Here is an 18,863-nt window from a genome sequence, read left to right on the forward strand (position 1 = left end):
TGGGTCGCCCTGTGGCGGCGGCTGGCCCAATGCGGCACGCTCAATTCGAGAAAGGCTCCTGTTTCCACAATCTGATACACTACCGGAACACCAAGGAGCCTTTCCATGTCCACCCCCTATGATCCCGCCAAAGAAGGCGCGCAGATGTCGTTTGACGGACGTATGTCCTATGGCGATTACCTGTCGCTGGATCTGCTGCTGAACGCGCAGAAAACCTGGACCAACACCCATGATGAGATGCTGTTCATCATCCAGCATCAGACCTCAGAACTCTGGATGCGTCTCGCCATTCACGAGTTGACCGCTGCGCGCAGTCGCCTGCTGGCGAACAAGCCGCATGAGGCGTTCAAGATGCTCGCCCGCGTGGCCCGTATATTTGAACAGCTGAATTCTGCCTGGGATGTGCTGCGCACCATGACGCCCTCAGACTACAGCGCCTTTCGCGATGAGTTGGGGCAAAGCTCGGGCTTTCAATCACACCAGTACCGCCAGATCGAATTTATGTTGGGCAATCGCAACAAGGCGATGTTGCGCCCGCACGCCCATCGACCCGACGTTCTGGCCCTTCTGGAAGACGAGCTGAGCCAGCCCTCGCTCTACGATGTGGCGCTGCGGACCCTTGGTCAGCGCTTCGACCTGCCGAAGGAGGTGCTGAACCGCAACCTGTCAGAGGCCTACACGCCCCACCCCGCGGTTGAGGCGGCATGGAGCGAAGTCTACCGCGACACCGAGGCGCATTGGGATCTCTACGAACTGGCAGAAAAGCTGGTGGATTTTGAGGATTACTTCCGCCGCTGGCGTTTCAACCATGTGACTACAGTAGAACGCGTCATCGGCTTTAAGCGCGGCACAGGCGGCACCGGCGGTGTCAGCTACCTGAAACGGATGCTTGAGGTGGAACTCTTTCCCGAACTCTGGCACTTACGCACCGCACTCTGACACGACACTCTCTGAGGCAGGCCCGTGCTGGGTCTGCCTCAGCGCGGGGAAAGCCCCGCCGCAAACAGCTGCGCCAACTGACGTACGCCAGCGCGATAGCTGTCATAGTCCGCAGAGGTATGCTTGACGCCTTTCATCGCGCTACAAAATGTGCGCGCGACCTCTTCCGCCGCGCCTGTCAACCGTATGGCGCCAGCCGCAGCCATCTCAGCCAGCCATGTCGCGTAAACATCCCGCAGGAGCGCCTCGCCTGCGTCAATGTGATCCCCGGCGCTGCTCATGCTGGCTTCCAGCACTTCCATTCCATGGGGCGTGTTCAACATTGCTTCCATCGCCTCACCGCCCTGCGCCTCGAAGGCCGCAAGCAGCTGCGCCTCTATCGCACCCTCAGACGCCAGCGCCGCGCGGAGCCGATCAGCAGTCTCCGCATAATGCGCATCAATCAGCGCTTTCAGGATCGCTTCCTTGTTTCTGAAGTGCAGATAGAGCGCCGGCCGCGACATGCCCGCCCGCCTTGCAATGTCGTCCATTGAGGTCTTGCGATACCCGTAGGTGGCAAATCCCCCCCAGGCTGCTTCAAGAATGGCACGTTGTTTCGGGTCGCTGGACGAACTCATCATGAAACCGCTTCTGACAGTTCACCCCAATTATGTCAATTGACACTCTGACAAAATACGCCAATTATGTCATCACGTCAGCCAATCGAGGAAGAGCCCACAATGTCCACCACCCTTCGCATCAATGGAACACCGCATGAGGTCGACCTGCCGGACGACGTGCCCCTGCTGTGGGTTCTGCGGGATGAGATTGGCCTGACCGGCACCAAATTTGGCTGCGGCGTTGCGGCCTGCGGCGCCTGCACGGTGCATATCGATGGCGAGGCGGTGCGCTCCTGTCAGGTGGCGCTCTTCGATGTCTGGGGAGACGTCACCACGATCGAAGGGGTCGGCGCCCCCGACACAATGGCCGCCGTGCAAAAGGCTTGGGTCGCCAATCAGGTGGCCCAATGTGGCTACTGCCAGTCTGGCCAGATCATGCAGGCCGCCAGCCTACTGGCGGAAAACCCTTCCCCCAGTGATGCCGAAATCGACGAGGCGATGCAGGGTAACCTCTGCCGTTGTGGCACCTACCCCCGTATCCGCGCCGCCATCCATGACGCCGCCAGCATGATGAAGGAGGCCTGATCTTATGGCCAGCCTCAAGAAAATCGCCCGTCGCAGCTTCCTCATCGGCTCTGCCGCCATCGTCGGCGGCGTCGCCTTTGGCACCTATAAATACCACCAGCCTGCCCCCAACCCTCTGGCACAGAAGGACGGCCGCTCGGTCCTTAACCCCTTTGTTTTCGTGGATCAGTCCGGCGTCACGCTGATCGCGCCAAGGGCCGAGATGGGACAGGGCGTGAAATCTGCATGGGCCAGCCTGATCGCCGAAGAGCTGGACGTGGATCCGGCCAAGGTCACGGTCCTGCACGGCCCCGCTGCCAAGGCCTATTACAACAGCGCCATGATGTCAGAGGCGCTGCCCGGACGGGGCTATGATGGCTCTGCTCTACAACATTCCTTGGGTGAGATCGTTGGCCACATGGCCAAGTTTCTTGATCTGCAAGTGACTGGCGGTTCGTCTTCCATGCGCGACGGGTTTGAGCGGATGCGCCATGCAGGCGCCAGCGCCCGCGAGACGTTGAAACAGGCGGCGGCGGATCAACTGGGTATCAGCCGCGATCAGCTCACGACCGAGGACGGCCATGTCATCACCCCTGACGGCACGCGCCTTCCCTACGCAGATCTGGCCCGTACCGCTGCAAATCTGACCCCCATCGAAACCGATCTGCGCAAGGCCTCTGAATGGCGGTTGATCGGCAAGGACGTGCCGCGCATTGATATGGTGGCCAAGGTCACGGGCACGGCAGAATTTGGCGTCGACGTCCGCCTGCCCGGCATGAAATTTGCTGCCATCCGGCAAAGCCCGCATTTCGGCGTCGGCAAAACCGCCTTTGACGCCAGCGCTGCCGAGGGGATGGCCGGTGTCGATAAGATCCTCGACCTTGGCGATGCGGTTGCAGTCGTGGCCAACAATACATGGCTTGCCCAGCAGGCCGTCGATGCCATTGATGTCACCTGGGAAAAAGCCCCCTACCCAGAGACGACTGAGGCAATTTTTGACGAAATCGCCCGCAGCTTTGACGCCGCACCAAATTCCACCATGCGGGACGATGGCAATGTGGACGCGCTACCAGAAGGCGCGACCGTCATCGAGGCTGAATACCGCCTGCCTTACCTCGCCCACGCCACGATGGAACCGATGAATGCCACCGCGCTCTATTCCGGCGATGTCTTGCAGATCTGGGCCCCGAACCAAGGCCCGACCGTGGTACAGAAAAAAGCCGCCACGCTTGCGGGGCTGGATGTTGATGCGGTGGAGGTGAACACCACCTATCTCGGCGGTGGGTTTGGTCGGCGGATTGAAACCGACTACACCGACCGTGCCGTCCAAATCGCGATGCAGATGCAAGGGACACCGGTTCAACTGACCTGGAGCCGCGAGGAAGACATGCGCCATGACGTCTACCGCCCCGGAGCCATCGCGCGCTATCGTGCAGCGGTCAAAGACGGCAAAGCGGTCATGGTCCACGGTAAGATTGCCGCCCAATCCACCACGGTTGAGGGCGCAGGCCGAATGCTGGGCCTACCGATGAGCGGCCCGGACAAGGGACATGTGGACGCGGCCTTCAACCAGCCGCTCGCCATTCCCAACTTCCGGGTGGAGGGTTATCTGGCCAAACCCATGCTCCCCGTTGGCTTCTGGCGCTCAGTCGGGGCATCTTTCAACGGGTTTTTCTCTGATTGTATCATCGACGAGATGGCCCATGCCGCCGGACGTGATCCGCTGGACTTCAGGCTGGAGCTGGCCCGCGCCGAATGGGAACCGGCAGCCAAGGTGCTGGAGACCGTCCGTGACATGTCTGGCTGGACTGGCAAGACACCCGACGGCATCGGGCGCGGCGTCGCCATGGCCTACAGCTTTGGCACGCCGGTCGCTCAGGTAATCGAAGTGGCCGATGAGGATGGCCAGATCCGCATGACCGACGCCTGGATTGCCGCCGATCTGGGGCGCGTCATCGACCCGAAGAACACCCGCGCGCAGATGTTTGGCGGTATGGTCTATGGTCTATCCGCCGCCTGCTTTGGGGAGATCACCATTGATGGCGGCGCGGTCGAGCAGGAGAACTTCCCCGACTATGACGCGCTGCGCATGCACACGATGCCGACAGTTCAGGTAGAATTGCTGGAAAACCAGCCTCGCATGGGCGGTGCCGGTGAACCCGGCACACCGCCTGCCGCACCAGCATTGGCCAATGCGCTGTTTGATCTGACCGGCAAACGCGCACAGCAACTGCCACTGATGCATGAGTTTGATCTGTTGATCTGAAAGACCAGCGGCACCGCCCTAAAGGCGGTGCTAACAAAGGCTGCTACTGGTATTCAAAGGTCGGACGTCTCAGGCTGATTTCCGTTGGTCTGGCCTGCCCGCACCCTCGGCCCAGTCACGCACCGCATCGCCAAAAGCGGTGAACAAAGGCCGCGACACCGGATCATTGGCGGCATCCCATTCCGGGTGCCATTGCACCGCAAGGGTAAAGCCGGGGGCGTCCTTAACATAAATCGCCTCAGGCGTGCCATCAGGCGCAGTTCCGTCAATCACGATCCGGCTTCCCGGCGCCTTGATCCCCTGCCCATGCAGCGAGTTGGTCATCACCTCTGCCGCGCCGAACAGACGGTGGAACACACCGCCCTCGGTCAGTTCCACAATATGGCGCATGGCGAATTTCTCTTCCAGCGTGCCATCCGGCGGCATCCGGTGGTTCATGCGCCCTGGCAGGTCACGGATCTCCGGATAAAGCGTGCCACCCATGGCCACATTCACCTCTTGAAAGCCGCGACAAATGCCAAGGAATGGCTGACCCCGCTCCACGCAGGCGCGCACCAGCGGCAGCGCGATGGCATCACGCGCCCGGTCAAAGGCCCCATGCGCATCGGTTTCCGCCTCACCATATTCATTTGGATGCACATTGGGACGCCCGCCGGTCAGCAGGAAGCCGTCGAAACTCTCCAGCAACTCCTCAACAGACAGGAACCGTGGATCAGATGGGATCAGCAGTGGCATACAGCCCGCAACCTCGGCCACCGCCTCGGAGTTCATGGTCCCCCCGGCATGGGCGGGGTATTCGTCGTTGATCAGGTAGGAGTTGCCAATAATGCCGACTTTGGGGCGTGTCATTCTGTCCTCAACGATTTGGGCATCGGCCCTTGCACCTTGCAAGGGCACGACCGGGTCGGGACAATCCTACAGCCACGCTGCGGCGGGTTGCAATTCCCCTAAGGGGCGCAACCCGCCGTCATTCCGTAAAAAGCTGCATATGCGCCGCAGCTTTCCGCAGCTTTCGGGTTTTCTTGGAGTTGGCGACCCGCCCGGCTTCGCTTGGCGCCGGGCGAAGCGATCACGCCTCGCCGCTAAGCCCGGTTGCCCGGATGCCCGCCATCGCGGCCTCCGCGTCATTGTCAGAGGTATCACCGGTAACACCGACCGCGCCGATCACAGCACCCGCTTCGCTGCGCAGCAACACTCCTCCCGGAACCGGGATAACCTGCCCGCCATAGACACCGTTCACCGCAGCCATGAAATAGGCCTGTTGCTCCGCGCGCGCCATCTGGGCCGTACCCGCCATGCCCAACATCACCGCGCCGTAAGCCTTGCCATGCGCAATCGCAAAGCGGCCCGGTGCAGCGCCATCTTCACGTTCAAACGCGAGCACATGGCCGCCCGCGTCCAGAACGACCACCGACAACGGCTTAAGCGCCATCTCGCGGCCCTTCGCCCGGGTATGTTCGATGATGCTGCGGGCCTGATCCAATGTAAGGGTCATTTCGGTGTCCTTGATATGCTTTGGTAGGTTCGTAAAAAAGGGGCCGGGCACAGCGCCCGACCCCATCTGTCTTCTTTAGCCTTGCGCCTTCAGTTCAAGGCGGCGCGCATGCAGCACCGGCTCGGTATAGCCGGAGGGCTGAATACGACCGCGGAACACCAGATCGCAGGCCGCCTGAAAGGCAATTCCATCAAATCCCGGTGCCATTGGCGTGTAGCTGGCGTCGCTCGCATTCTGTCCGTCCACGACTGCGGCCATTTTCTGCATCGCGGCCATGACCTGTGTTTCGTCCACGATGCCATGATGCAACCAGTTGGCCAGCGCCTGACTGGAAATCCGGCAAGTCGCACGGTCTTCCATCAGGCCGACATTGTGAATGTCAGGCACCTTGGAGCACCCCACGCCCTGATCAACCCAGCGCACCACATAGCCCAGAATGCCCTGTGCGTTGTTCTCGATCTCCTGCGCGATCTCCGCATCCGACAGGTTCTCGCCCTGCATCACCGGAATTGTCAGCAGATCATCCAGCGTGCCCCGCGCGCCGCCCGCTTTCAGCTGGTCCTGGACCTCGTGGACATTCACGCGATGGTAATGCGTCGCATGCAGCGTCGCGGCGGTCGGCGACGGCACCCAGGCACAGGTCGCGCCGGACTTCGGATGGCCGATCTTAGCCTCCAGCATCTCGCCCATACGGTCCGGCATCGCCCACATCCCCTTGCCGATCTGGGCGCGCCCTTTCAAACCACAGGCCAGTCCGATATCGACATTGCGATCCTCGTAAGAGGCAATCCAGGGCGTCGATTTCATCTCGCCCTTGCGCATCATCGCACCCGCTTCCATTGAGGTGTGGATCTCGTCGCCGGTCCGGTCAAGGAAGCCTGTATTAATGAAGGCAACCCGGTGTTTCGCAGCGCGGATGCAGGATTTGAGGTTCACCGAGGTGCGACGCTCTTCGTCCATGATCCCGATCTTCACAGTATGACGCGGCAGGCCCAGCGCGTCTTCGACATGGGCGAAAATCCGATCGGTAAAGGCAACCTCTTCGGGCCCGTGCATCTTGGGCTTCACCACATAGACCGAGCCATGCAGCGAGTTGCCACCCTCGGCCTGAAGATCATGCATCGCGCAGAGAACGGTGACCATCGCATCAATGAAGCCCTCGCCTGCCTCGCGCCCGGCGCTGTCGCGAACGGCGGGGTTGGTCATCAGATGGCCCACGTTGCGCACCAGCAGCAGTGAACGGCCCTTAAGCACCAGATCAGACCCATCCGGCGCGGTGAAGGTTTGATCGTTGTTCAGCACGCGAGTGAAGGTTTCGTCCCCCTTCGTCACCTCTTCAGCAAGGTCCCGTTTCATCAGGCCCAGCCAGTTCGCATAGGCAGTAACCTTGTCCTCACCATCGACGCAGGCCACGGAATCTTCGCAATCCATGATGGTCGAGAGCGCGGACTCGAGGACGATATCATTGATCCCCGCCTGATCGCCCTTGCCGATATTCCCGTTGGCATCCACGACAATCACCGCGTGCAGGCCATTGTTCTTCAACAGGATCTTACCCGGCGTGGCGGCATCGCCTTCATAGCCTGCGAACTGCGCGGCGTCTTTGAGCGCAGGCACCAGCGCGCCGCCCTCCACCGACAGGCCGGCACAATCGTTCCACGAGCCCTCAGCCAGCGGAAAAGTCTGATCAAGGAACCCACGGCCCCAGGCGATCACCCGCGCGCCGCGCCCGGCATCATAGCCCTTGCCCTCAGGCAGATCGCCCATGGCATCGGTGCCATAAAGCGCATCATAGAGGCTGCCCCAACGCGCATTGGCCGCATTCAATGCAAACCGCGCGTTGGTGATCGGAACCACCAGCTGCGGCCCCGGAACATTGGCGATTTCATCGTCAACATTCTGCGTCTCGATCTCAAAGTCATCGCCCTCGGGCAGCAGGTAGTCGATATCGCGCAGAAACGCCTCATAGGCGGTGGCGTCATGGGCCTGCCCTTTGCGTTCGATATGCCAGGCGTCAATCTGCCCCTGCAGATCGGCACGTTTTGCCAGAAGGGCACGGTTTTCATCCCCCATGCCATTGACCAGACCAGCCAGACCGGCCCAGAACGCATCCGCTGTCACACCAGTGCCGGGCAAAGCCTTGTCTTCGATGAAGGACACCAGCGTGTCGGCCACCTGCATATCATGACGTTCCTGCATCCCGCTCATGGGGTGATCCTCCTAATAAATGCGCGTGTTGTCGTCCCGGATACACCAAAAGTTTCCTATCGGCAACGCTGGTGGTAATATTAGTTTACCAATTATCGTGAAGCTGCTTCAAATATCCCTTATAGATGTAGCTCATCACCTATGCCCTGCTCCACCATCCCGGCAAACGAAAAAAACCCGGCAGAGCGCTGCCGGGTCCAGTCGGGGAGGAATTTCAAATATTCGGGAGATTGGATCAGTTGTCCGCGATGGTCGCCTGCACCTCGGCAGCCGTTTGCGGCGTTTCAACGACATCCTGCTCGCCGCCCTTGTTGAAAACCCAAAGCAGGAACACGGCGAACATCAGCAGCACAGCCACGACGACCCCCCGGATCCCCAGCAGGGCCGGTTTGTGCAGCTTCTCTTCGCGTTCAACATTGGTGTCAGGTGCCGACATGGGCCGCTCCTTTGTCTACAAGTTTGCGCGGTTGCTGGCGCGGGGCCGCAGCCGCTGGTACACAGGCTTGTAATAGATACGCTGACCGACCCGCCCGGGTTCCATGGAACAGGAAAAAACCATGAAAGATGCCGCACCCGCCACCGCACCGGAGACATTTTATCTGAAAGATTACAAACCCTTCGGATTTGAGGTGGAGGCGGTCGAGCTGACGTTCAAACTGGCGCCGAATTCGACCCGCGTGCTGAGCAAGATCCGCTTTTCCCCCAAGGACAATGCTGCCGATCCGCGGTTCTTCCTGCACGGTGAAGCACTGAAACTCATCTCCGCCAAGATCGACGGTGCCCCTGTAACGCCCGAGCTGATCGCGGGCGGCCTCATCTGCGACACACCCGATACCCCCTTCACCTGGGAAGCAGAGGTGGAGATCGCCCCCGCCGCCAACACCGCGCTGGAGGGGCTTTATATGTCCAGCGGCATGTATTGCACCCAATGTGAGGCCGAGGGCTTTCGCAAGATCACCTACTACCCCGACCGCCCCGATGTGATGTCGACCTTCTCGGTCCGGATTGAGGGCGATGAAACGGTCCTCCTGTCCAATGGCAACCCCGCCGGTTCAGGCGAGGGTTGGGCGGAGTGGCACGACCCCTGGCCAAAACCGGCCTATCTCTTTGCGCTGGTGGCCGGCGATCTGGTGAACCACCCCGACCGCTTCACCACCCGGTCCGGCAAGGATGTCGAGCTGAACATCTGGGTCCGTCCGGGGGATGAGGGCAAATGCGCCTTTGGCATGGAAGCCCTGAAGAAGTCGATGAAATGGGACGAGGATGTCTATGGCCGCGAATACGATCTGGATATCTTCAACATCGTGGCGGTGGATGACTTCAACATGGGCGCGATGGAAAACAAGGGGCTGAACATCTTCAACTCCTCCTGCGTTCTGGCCTCGCCCGAGACTTCCACGGATGCCAATTTCGAACGGATCGAAGCGATCATCGCCCATGAGTATTTCCACAACTGGACCGGCAACCGGATCACCTGCCGCGACTGGTTCCAGCTGTGCCTCAAGGAAGGTCTGACCGTTTTCCGTGATGCCCAGTTCACTGCGGACATGCGCTCCGAGCCGGTGAAGCGGATTGAGGATGTGATTGCCCTGCGCGCCCGCCAGTTCCCTGAGGATAACGGCCCCCTCGCCCATCCGCCGCGACCGGAACAGTTCCAGGAGATCAACAACTTCTACACCGCCACCGTTTACGAGAAAGGTGCCGAAGTGATTGGCATGCTCAAGCGACTGGTGGGCGACGACAACTACGACAAGGCGCTGGATCTCTACTTTGATCGGCACGACGGTCAGGCCTGCACCATTGAGGACTGGTTGAGGGTGTTTGAAGACGCCACCGGGCGCGATCTGAGCCAGTTCAAACTCTGGTACAGTCAGGCGGGCACCCCGCGGGTGCAGGTCTCTGAGGATTACGCTGACGGCAGCTATACCCTCACCTTTGAGCAATCGACGCCGCCCACCCCCGGTCAGCCCGACAAGGCCCCTCGTGTCATTCCCCTCGCGGTGGGGCTACTCGCCGCCAACGGCGATGAGCTGCGCGCCACAGAAGTGCTGGAGTTGACCGAAGCCAAGCAGAGCTTCACCTTTGACGGCCTCGCCTCGAAACCGGTGCCCTCCATCCTGCGCGAGTTTTCGGCCCCGGTGATCCTGGAGCGCGAGACCACCAACGCAGAACGCGCCTTCCTGCTGGCGCATGACACCGATCCCTTCAACCGCTGGGGGGCGGGCAACGCGCTGGCCACCGAAACCCGCGTCACCATGGTGACCGAGGGTGCCGCGCCCGACGGCGCTTATCTTGATGCGCTGGAAAAACTGGTGCGCGATGATACGCTTGATCCGGCCTTCCGCGCGCTGGTGCTATCGCCCCCCAGCCAGTCCGAGATCGCCCAAACTCTGCACGACCGGGGTGTCACCCCCGATCCGCAGAAGATTTACGACGCGGCAGAAACTTTCGCCCAGACCCTGGCCCAGCAGTTGGAAACCAGCCTGCCCCGGCTGTATGCGGCGACCACCGTTGATGGCCCATACCAGCCCGATGCCAATGGTGCCGGTCTGCGGGCGCTGAACGGTCGTATACTGTCCCTGCTGACCCGGCTTGATGGCGGCGAACAGGCCGCACGCCAGTATCAGGCTGCCGACAATATGACCCAGCAATATGCGGCGCTGGCCGCACTGATGAAGGCGGAGAATGGTGAGAGGCAAAGCCAGGCCTTCTTCGACCAATGGCAGAATGACCGTCTGGTGATGGACAAATGGTTCGCGCTGCAGGTGGCCTGTGCAGCCCCGGACGCAGCGGCAAAGGTCGCGATGGATTTGACCCGTCACGCCCTGTTTGACATGAAGAACCCCAACCGCTTCCGCGCCGTCATGGGCGCGCTCGCTGGCAATCACGCGGGCTTCCACCATGCCAGCGGCGCGGGCTATCAGTTGCTGGCCGAAAATCTGATCGCGCTGGATAACCTCAACCCGCAGACCACCGCGCGGATGTGCGCGGCCTTCCAGACCTGGAAACGCTACGACAGTACCCGACAGGCGTTGATCCGGGTTGAGCTGGAGCGCATTCTCGCGACAGAGGGGCTGAGCCGTGACACCCATGAAATGGTCAGCCGGATCCTGCAGGGGTGACGCCTGCCATACGCATAAAGAACGGGCGGTCAGGCTGCCCGTTCCCCTCGACAGGTCCTGAAATTGTGCCGCTCTGCCGTCGGCCTGATTTCTGCCACCACCATGTCGCTCTAGGCGTGGCAGATGCCTGACGGCGACACCTCCCAAGCGGTCTATCGCTACAGCCGGGCCGCCCGCACACCGCAGCTTGTCACGGCGCTTGCCCTATGGGCCGCCGGTATCCTGACCATATCCCTTTATGTCTCCGCAGCCGTCTGGATCACTGTGGTTCTGGCACTGCCCCTGCTCCCCGGCCTGTGGGATCTATGGCGCAACCCGACCGCTGTGCTGGCGCTGGACAACAAGGGCCTCAGCTGGCGCAACGCCACTTCCGGCAGCACAGATATCCCTTTGGGTCGGATCAGCCACATCAGGCTCGACAGGCGATGGGATTTCTCCCATCGCGCCACGGTTCACACGGACAATGGCAAACGCCTGCGTATTCCGCCGGATTGCCTGCCACCCCACCAAGGTTTTGAGCAGGCGCTGAGCGCAGCCGGTCTTCGGGTTGAGCGACATCATTTCCAGATTTTCTAGCGTTCTGAGCGGCGGCCCCGCTGCCAACTCAATTCTTAACGCCCGTTAACCTGCCACTGGAATATCCCAATCGTTCTCTGCAATGGCGCGCTCCCGCCATGATTGCGCCCCAAAGCCGGGTCAGTTTGTTTCCAGTGATTTAAGCTGCCAGCACGCGGACATAGATATGCTCAACAAAAACACCCCAGCGCGCGATCTTATCAAACAGGTTTTTGCGACATTTCTACCCGGAGACGGGCGCGCAACGACAGTCCAGACCGCAAACGGGCACCCCGTGCCCTTAGCAAAGCCAACGACGGTTCACGACAGCGCATCCAAGCGGCATTGCCATGGCAGCCCTGTCGGGCAATCAGCTGAGCAGCTGATCGTGCCAATCTGCGATCCTGCGCACTCCGGCAGCGACTGTGCCGCGCTACAGGATCAGGGGCAATTTCTCGCCCGCCAGGATCGCTGGGGGGACCTCTCCTCCCGGATCGCAGAGGCGGATAAGGCGCGACGCAATACGCCACATGGCCTTCCCGTCGCCGAACTGCTGGCCCATGGCGCCCGCAGCGATGTGGTCAATGCCGTCGAACACGCGCTGAGCCTCGGCCACGCCGCAGACCGGCGCAAGATGATCGAAGGGGTCATGGGGCTGGAGGCCATGTGCGTCGAGCATCGCGACGATCCTTATCTGCGCACCTTGGTGGCCCTTGCCCATATTGATGTGGCATGGATCTGGCGGGGCTATTCCGATGTCTTATCGATCACCGTCGCGAACGGGCAGCGCTGTGCGGCCCATTTCGACCGGGCCGCCGCCCTGTTGCACCCGCTGGACGGCATTGCGCTCAACAGCCCCTTCATTGCCGCCGCCAAAACCGCCCTTCTGGCCGGGCAACGCTCTGCCGGCACCACGCAGGTCGCCGATGATTTTGCAGCCCTGATTGATCTTGATCCCGACAATCACCGGCACATGCGCAGCCTTGGCACCCATATGCTGCCGCGCTGGTTCGGCGACTATACCGCACTCGAACTGGAGGCCCGCCGTACGGCCGCCCGCACTGAGGCCACATGGGGCCACGGCGCCTATGCCTGGGTCTATTTCGATGCCATCGCGCTGGACCCGGAGGCCTGCGCCCGTGTCGATATCGATTTCTTCATGGATGGTCTGCGCGATATCGTGGCCCGCCGCCCTGATCAGGAGATGATCAACCTTCTTGCCTCCTATTGCGCCGTGGCCCTGCGCTATAGTGAGGAAACCGCCGCCAAGGGCACCCCGCAGCGCGCTGAAATCGTGGAGGCGGCGGAGTGGCTGATCCGCGACCATCTGCGCGAAATCCATCCCCTGATCTGGGCCCACGCCGCACAGCGGTTCGACAACAACCTGCGCATCGCCTCACCGCGCCGCTTTGCCGATCATGGGCGCAAGGATGCGCTGGCCTTTATCGCGAAACTGTTCCGCCACGAAATCGAAGCTGGCCAGCGGGTGGAATTCTCCGCCAAGGGTCTGCGGGTCACCTCAAACTAGGACAGGCGCTTCACGCGCCTGCGCTGGCCTCATACTCGATCCCGTGCTCTGTTATCGCTTCTTGAAGGCATCCATCAGGGCGGCCCCCAGCGCGCCGGGATTTTGGCCCGTATTTTGACCTCTGTTCTGGCCAGAGTTTTGACGCGCGTTTTGACCTGTGCCCTTGCCACGACCTGAGGCAGGCTTGCCACCCTGTCGCGTGCCTGCACCCTTGGCCGGCCCGCGCGCAGTGCGCTCTTCTTTGGCAGAGGCCCCGCCGTCCTTCTTCATGGTCAGCGCGATCCGCTTACGCGGCACATCCACCTCGGTGACCGTGACCTTGACCACCTGACCGGTTTTCACGACCTCATGCGGGTCTTTCACAAACCTGTCGGCCAGTTGGCTCACATGCACCAGACCGTCCTGATGCACGCCAATATCCACAAAGGCGCCAAAAGCCGCGACATTGGTCACCGTGCCCTCCAGCACCATCTCCGGCTTCAGGTCGGTGATCGTCTCCACTCCATCCTTGAAGGACGCCGTCACAAAGGACGGGCGCGGATCGCGGCCCGGCTTTTCCAACTCCTCGAAAATGTCGCGCACCGTCGGCAGTCCGACCTCGCCGCCCACGAACTCCTCCACCCGCAGGGATTTCAGCGCTGCGCCATCACCCATAATCTGACGGATATCGCGCCCGCAGGCCGCCACGATCTTGCGCGCCACATCATAGCTTTCGGGATGAACCGAGGAGGCATCCAACGGCTCCTTCCCCTCACGGATGCGCAGGAAACCGGCGCATTGTTCAAACGCCTTGGGACCGAGCCGCGCCACCTTCAGCAGCTCCCGGCGCGAGGCAAACGCCCCGTTCACATCGCGATGCGCCACAATCGCCTCGGCCAGACCGGGGCCAAGACCCGACACATGAGAGAGCAGCGGCGCCGACGCCATGTTGAGGTCCACGCCCACCGCGTTCACCACATCCTCAATCACCGCTTCCAGTGATTTCGACAGTTTGTGCTGGTCCACATCATGCTGGTACTGGCCGACGCCAATGCTCTTCGGTTCGATCTTCACCAGTTCTGCCAGCGGATCCTGCAGACGCCGGGCGATCGACACCGCCCCGCGCAAGCTCACGTCCAGATCCGGAAACTCCCGCGCCGCCAGTTCGGAGGCGGAATAAACCGAGGCACCCGCCTCGGACACCACCACCTTGGTCGGCGCCTTTACCTTCGCGGGCAGATGTTTCAGCACCTCTGCCACCATCCGTTCGGTTTCCCGGCTGGCGGTGCCGTTGCCGATGGCGATCAGCTCCACGCCATGTTCGGCAATCAGTTTCACAATCGACACCTGCGCGCCGCGCAGGTCGTTCTTCGGCTGAAACGGGTACAGCGTCTCTGTGGCCACCAGTTTCCCGGTTGCGTCAACCACCGCCGCCTTGACGCCGGTGCGAATGCCCGGATCCAGCCCGAGAGTCGGCCGCGCACCGGCTGGCGCTGCAAACAGCAGGTCCTTGAGGTTGCGTGCAAACACCTGAATGGCATCCTCCTGCGCCCGGCCGCGCAGATCACCCATCAGTTCCAGCATCATCGACAACGACAGCTTCACCCGCCAGGTCCAGCCCGCCACCTTCCGCAGCCAGATATCCCCCGGTGCGTTGCCGCCCGCGCCCAATTCTGCGGCCACCATGGCTTCGGCCCGCGCCACGCCCTCTTCCGGCTCCGGTCCCACGTCCAGCGTCAGCACGCCCTCGTTTGAGCCGCGCAGCATCGCCAGCGCCCGGTGCGAGGGCACATCCGCCCAACGCTCGGTATGGTGGAAGTAGTCCGAGAACTTGGCGCCCTCCTGTTCCTTCCCTTCGATAACCTTCGCGGTGACCACTGCCTCTTTCTGTAGAAACATCCGCAACCGGCCCAGAAGGGCGGCGCTCTCCGTCAGCCGTTCGGTCAGGATGTCCCGCGCGCCGTTCAACGCGTCCTTCGCCGTAGCCACGGCCTCAGTGATGTAGTCCTGCGCCAGGGCCTCTGGATCGGCGGTACGGTCGGCCAGAATGGTGTCGGCCAGCGGCTCCAGACCGTTTTCGCGGGCAATCATCGCTTTGGTGCGCCGCTTGGGCTTGTACGGCAGATAGATATCTTCCAGCTGCGCTTTGGTCTCTGCCTTGGCGATTGAGGTCGCCAGCGCATCGGTCAGCTTATCCTGCGATTTCACGGATTCAAGGATCGCCGCCCGCCGCTTTTCCAGCTCGCGCAGATACTCCAGCCGCTCCGCCAGCCTGCGCAGCTGGGTATCATCCAGGCCACCTGTTGCTTCCTTCCGGTAGCGTGCGACAAAGGGCACGGTGGCGCCTTCGTCCAGCAGCACAACGGCGGCACTCACCTGTTTGGCGGCGGCCCCGATTTCCGTGGCAATGGTCTGGCTGATGCGGGCGGATGTGTCCAAGGCGGCGGCTCCTTCTTACTCTCGGAGGTCTTTCTTATCCTTGCCGGAAGACCCCGCCAAGGGAATGTTTCACCCCCGGCCAAGGGCCGCGCCTGACCTGAGTGTCATTGCGCAAATAGGTGCTCAGTGAGGGACACAAATAGTTCCATAGTTAGAGGACTAGTCTTGCCCCTGCCCGCGCAGACGCCTAGAACGCTTGCCAACTATAGACATTCGGATACGGCGGAAAACCATGCTCGACCTGACATATGAACTCCCCAAGCCCAAAGTGATCGCGGGCGCCAAGCATGACTGGGAACTGGTCATCGGCATGGAGGTGCATGCCCAGGTCAGCTCCAATGCCAAGCTGTTCTCCGGCGCCTCCACCAAATTCGGCGCTGAGCCAAACTCCAACGTGGCCTTCGTGGACGCGGCGATGCCCGGCATGCTGCCGGTGATCAACGACTATTGCGTTGAACAGGCCGTGCGCACGGGTCTTGGCCTGAAGGCCGATATCAATCTCTGGTCGGCCTTTGACCGCAAAAACTACTTCTACCCCGATTTGCCGCAGGGTTATCAGATTTCCCAGCTCTACCACCCCATCGTGGGCGAAGGCGAAGTGCTGGTGGAACTGGGTGACGGCACCGCGCGCAACGTGCGTGTGGAGCGCATCCACATGGAGCAGGACGCGGGCAAGTCGATCCACGACATGGATCCCAACATGTCCTTTGTCGACCTGAACCGGACCGGTGTCTGCCTGATGGAGATCGTCTCCCGCCCCGACATCCGCGGCCCCGAAGAAGCCGCCGCCTATATCGCCAAGCTGCGCCAGATCATGCAGTATCTGGGCACCTGTGACGGCAACATGCAGAACGGCAACCTGCGGGCTGACGTGAACGTCTCGGTCTGCCGTCCAGGCCAGTATGAGAAGTATCAGGAAACGCAGGACTTCTCGCATCTCGGCACCCGCTGTGAGATCAAGAACATGAACTCCATGCGCTTCATCCAGCAGGCCATCGACGTCGAGGCCCGCCGCCAGATCGCCATCATCGAGGCGGGCGGCACCATCGATCAGGAAACCCGGCTTTATGATCCGGACAAGGGCGAAACCCGCTCCATGCGCTCCAAGGAAGAAGCGCATGACTACCGCTATTTCCCTGATCCCGACCTCTTGCCGCTGGAAATCGAGCAGGCTTGGGTGGATGATATCGCCGCCAACCTGCCGGAACTGCCGGACGAGAAAAAGGCACGCTTTATCAAGGATTTCGGCCTCTCTGATTATGACGCATCGGTGCTGACCGCCGACGTGGAATCGGCCACCTTCTTTGAACAAACCGCCAAGGGCCGCAGCGGCAAGCTGGCCGCCAACTGGGTGATCAACGAACTCTTCGGCCGCCTGAAGAAGGACGAGGACAAACAGATCACCGACAGCCCGGTCTCCCCGGCCCAGCTCGGCGGCATCATTGACCTGATTTCTTCGGACGCCATCTCCGGCAAGATCGCCAAGGATCTGTTTGAGATCGTCTACACCGAAGGTGGCGACCCGGCCCAGATCGTCGAAGAACGCGGCATGAAGCAGGTGACAGATACCGGCGCCATCGAGGCCGCACTGGACGAGATCATCGCGGCCAACCCCGCGCAGGTCGAAAAAGCCAAGGTGAACCCCAAACTCGCAGGCTGGTTCGTAGGTCAGGTGATGAAAGCCACCGGTGGTAAGGCCAACCCCAAGGCCGTGAATGAGCTGGTGGCCAAGAAACTGGGCGAGTGAGCGCAGTCTGCTGGTTGCAGATCAGATCCAATTACGGATCAGACAAAGGGCGCCCCGGTGGCGCCCTTTTTTGCTCCCTGTTCAGGGTGCAATTCACCCGCCCTGACCGCTTCGCGGTGACACCACAGGGCACCCCCCGCCATCAAACTGGAATTGCGCGGTATAATTTGGTTATACTGCAGATCGATTTCTTATCGACAGGTCCCCGCCCATGGGGAACGCGGACGCTTGACCCCCCGCACGCTTGCGCTAAACCTGCCACCGACACAGGAGACGTTTATGCAAGCTTTTGAGTACAAGGTTGTTCCCGCCCCCGCCAAGGGCACCAAGGCCAAGGGGGTCAAAACTGCCGAAGCCCGGTTCGCCAATTCCATCGATATTCTTCTCAATGAGATGGCGGCAGAAGGCTGGGAGTATCAGCGCGCGGAACTTCTGCCATCAGAAGAACGCAGCGGGCTGACCGGCTCGACAACCAATTGGCGTAATGTGCTGATCTTCCGCCGCGCGCTGCCAGCAGCGGCTGAGGACGCGCAGTCCACGGCCGTCGCCCAGCTGGCAGCACAGATCAGCGCCCAAATCGCCGCTCACGCCACAGGCCCGGCAACCAGCCAGCACGGCGACGCCGCAGATGCCATCACCGACGACAACAGCGATGCCGCATCCGTGAGCGCTGTGCCCCCGGCTGCCATCCGCCCGGAGACCGCCACGGTGCCGACCCTTGGTCCGGCGACCACCACCGCAATTGCACCGCCCACCGCCATTGCCGGTGATCCGGAGGCCCCCGCGGGCGCCATCGCCGTTCCCGGTCGCGGCGCACGTGCGATGATGGCCGACGACGGTGTTGAAGAACTGAGCCCGGTGTCCGGCGTAACTGCGGCCCTGAAGGCCCGTGCGACCCTCGCCGCGACGCCGAAAGATGCAGCGGCCAAGCCCGCACCAAAAGCCGAGCCAAAGCTGACGAAGGCGCAAGAACCCTCCAAGGATCCGGCAGGGGGCTGACCAGCCCCTTACCGGAATTCCCTGCCGACGTTGCCGCCAGGGCACATAGGCGGGGCTTTGCCTGACCTGCCGCGCTAGGCGCCGATATCCAGCGCCAGCGCGTGGATCCGGGGCACGATATCGCCGAGCGCCCTATGCACCGCACGATGCTGCGCGACGCGGGTCATATCCGCAAAGGCCGTGGCCCGGATATGCACGTTGAAATGGCTCTCGCCGCGCCCGTCGTGGCCCGCGTGGCCAATGTGTTGATCGCTCTCATCCTCGACCCGCAGTGCGTCGGGCGCGAATTCTGCACGCAGGCGCGCCTCAATCTCATCACGAATGCTCATTCTGTTGTGTCCTGCATAAAAATCCCCGTATTAATTTTCCCAGCCCCCTTCAATCTGCCGCCCCTTAGACTAAACTGCTGCCTCCGAGTCGAAC

At 61.6% G+C, this 18,863-nt stretch carries 15 protein-coding genes; 8 read left to right on the forward strand and 7 right to left on the reverse strand.

Translation table 11 applies throughout. The features are described 5' to 3' along the window. The first annotated feature begins 105 nt into the window (after nucleotides 1-105). Complete coding sequence (kynA, locus tag INHI_RS0110905; RefSeq protein WP_014874114.1) at nucleotides 106-939, forward strand: tryptophan 2,3-dioxygenase; 834 nt, start codon at nucleotides 106-108, stop codon at nucleotides 937-939. A gap of 38 nt (nucleotides 940-977) precedes the next feature. Here kynA and INHI_RS0110910 read toward each other — a convergent pair whose 3' ends face one another. Continuing rightward, nucleotides 978-1,559, reverse strand: a complete 582-nt coding sequence (locus INHI_RS0110910) for a TetR/AcrR family transcriptional regulator (RefSeq protein WP_027247663.1) — start codon at nucleotides 1,557-1,559, stop codon at nucleotides 978-980. A 99-nt stretch (nucleotides 1,560-1,658) separates the two neighbouring features. On the opposite strand from INHI_RS0110910, the gene INHI_RS0110915 reads away from it, so the two are divergent. Continuing rightward, on the forward strand, nucleotides 1,659-2,123 hold the full coding sequence (locus INHI_RS0110915) for a (2Fe-2S)-binding protein (protein ID WP_027247664.1): 465 nt from the start codon (nucleotides 1,659-1,661) through the stop codon (nucleotides 2,121-2,123). 4 nt (nucleotides 2,124-2,127) lie between these two features. Next, on the forward strand, nucleotides 2,128-4,368 hold the full coding sequence (locus INHI_RS0110920) for a xanthine dehydrogenase family protein molybdopterin-binding subunit (protein ID WP_027247665.1): 2,241 nt from the start codon (nucleotides 2,128-2,130) through the stop codon (nucleotides 4,366-4,368). 69 nt (nucleotides 4,369-4,437) lie between these two features. Here INHI_RS0110920 and INHI_RS0110925 read toward each other — a convergent pair whose 3' ends face one another. The 4 genes from INHI_RS0110925 to INHI_RS0110940 form a co-directional block, all read right to left on the reverse strand. Next, nucleotides 4,438-5,217 carry a gamma-glutamyl-gamma-aminobutyrate hydrolase family protein gene (locus INHI_RS0110925; RefSeq protein WP_014874110.1) on the reverse strand — a complete coding sequence of 260 codons (780 nt, stop codon included), beginning with the start codon at nucleotides 5,215-5,217 and terminating at the stop codon, nucleotides 4,438-4,440. Nucleotides 5,218-5,437: 220 nt separating this feature from the next. After that, nucleotides 5,438-5,863: a GlcG/HbpS family heme-binding protein gene (locus INHI_RS0110930; protein WP_014879548.1), complete on the reverse strand. Its 426-nt coding sequence runs from the start codon at nucleotides 5,861-5,863 to the stop codon at nucleotides 5,438-5,440. Nucleotides 5,864-5,938: 75 nt separating this feature from the next. Then, nucleotides 5,939-8,071 (reverse strand): malate synthase G, encoded by a 2,133-nt coding sequence (locus INHI_RS0110935; RefSeq protein WP_027247666.1) that lies wholly within the window; start codon nucleotides 8,069-8,071, stop codon nucleotides 5,939-5,941. 235 nt (nucleotides 8,072-8,306) lie between these two features. Beyond that, on the reverse strand, nucleotides 8,307-8,507 hold the full coding sequence (locus tag INHI_RS0110940; protein ID WP_014874107.1) for a hypothetical protein: 201 nt from the start codon (nucleotides 8,505-8,507) through the stop codon (nucleotides 8,307-8,309). A 121-nt stretch (nucleotides 8,508-8,628) separates the two neighbouring features. Between INHI_RS0110940 and pepN the strand changes: the two genes are divergently transcribed. The 3 genes from pepN to INHI_RS0110955 all read left to right on the forward strand — a co-directional run bounded on the left by pepN (nucleotide 8,629) and on the right by INHI_RS0110955 (nucleotide 13,276). Further along, entirely contained in the window at nucleotides 8,629-11,193 is a 2,565-nt protein-coding gene (gene pepN / locus INHI_RS0110945; RefSeq protein ID WP_027247667.1) for an aminopeptidase N, read from the forward strand. 123 nt (nucleotides 11,194-11,316) lie between these two features. After that, on the forward strand, nucleotides 11,317-11,769 hold the full coding sequence (locus tag INHI_RS0110950; protein WP_027247668.1) for a hypothetical protein: 453 nt from the start codon (nucleotides 11,317-11,319) through the stop codon (nucleotides 11,767-11,769). Between the two features lie 274 nt (nucleotides 11,770-12,043). Further along, nucleotides 12,044-13,276: a hypothetical protein gene (locus tag INHI_RS0110955; RefSeq protein ID WP_254656870.1), complete on the forward strand. Its 1,233-nt coding sequence runs from the start codon at nucleotides 12,044-12,046 to the stop codon at nucleotides 13,274-13,276. Between the two features lie 51 nt (nucleotides 13,277-13,327). On the opposite strand, the gene INHI_RS0110960 is transcribed toward INHI_RS0110955, so the two are convergent. Continuing rightward, nucleotides 13,328-15,694 (reverse strand): Tex family protein, encoded by a 2,367-nt coding sequence (locus INHI_RS0110960; protein WP_027247670.1) that lies wholly within the window; start codon nucleotides 15,692-15,694, stop codon nucleotides 13,328-13,330. Nucleotides 15,695-15,926: 232 nt separating this feature from the next. On the opposite strand from INHI_RS0110960, the gene gatB reads away from it, so the two are divergent. Together gatB and INHI_RS0110970 are read left to right on the forward strand one after the other, a co-directional pair. After that, entirely contained in the window at nucleotides 15,927-17,441 is a 1,515-nt protein-coding gene (gene gatB, locus INHI_RS0110965) for an Asp-tRNA(Asn)/Glu-tRNA(Gln) amidotransferase subunit GatB (protein ID WP_014879542.1), read from the forward strand. 279 nt (nucleotides 17,442-17,720) lie between these two features. Beyond that, nucleotides 17,721-18,440 (forward strand): DUF4177 domain-containing protein, encoded by a 720-nt coding sequence (locus INHI_RS0110970; protein WP_014879541.1) that lies wholly within the window; start codon nucleotides 17,721-17,723, stop codon nucleotides 18,438-18,440. Nucleotides 18,441-18,514: 74 nt separating this feature from the next. Here the strand turns inward: INHI_RS0110970 and INHI_RS0110975 are convergent, their stop codons facing one another. Then, complete coding sequence (locus INHI_RS0110975) at nucleotides 18,515-18,769, reverse strand: BolA family protein (protein ID WP_027247672.1); 255 nt, start codon at nucleotides 18,767-18,769, stop codon at nucleotides 18,515-18,517. Nucleotides 18,770-18,863: the final 94 nt, after the last annotated feature.

The organism is Phaeobacter inhibens DSM 16374, assembly GCF_000473105.1.
In the GTDB taxonomy this organism is placed as follows: Bacteria; Pseudomonadota; Alphaproteobacteria; order Rhodobacterales; family Rhodobacteraceae; genus Phaeobacter; species Phaeobacter inhibens.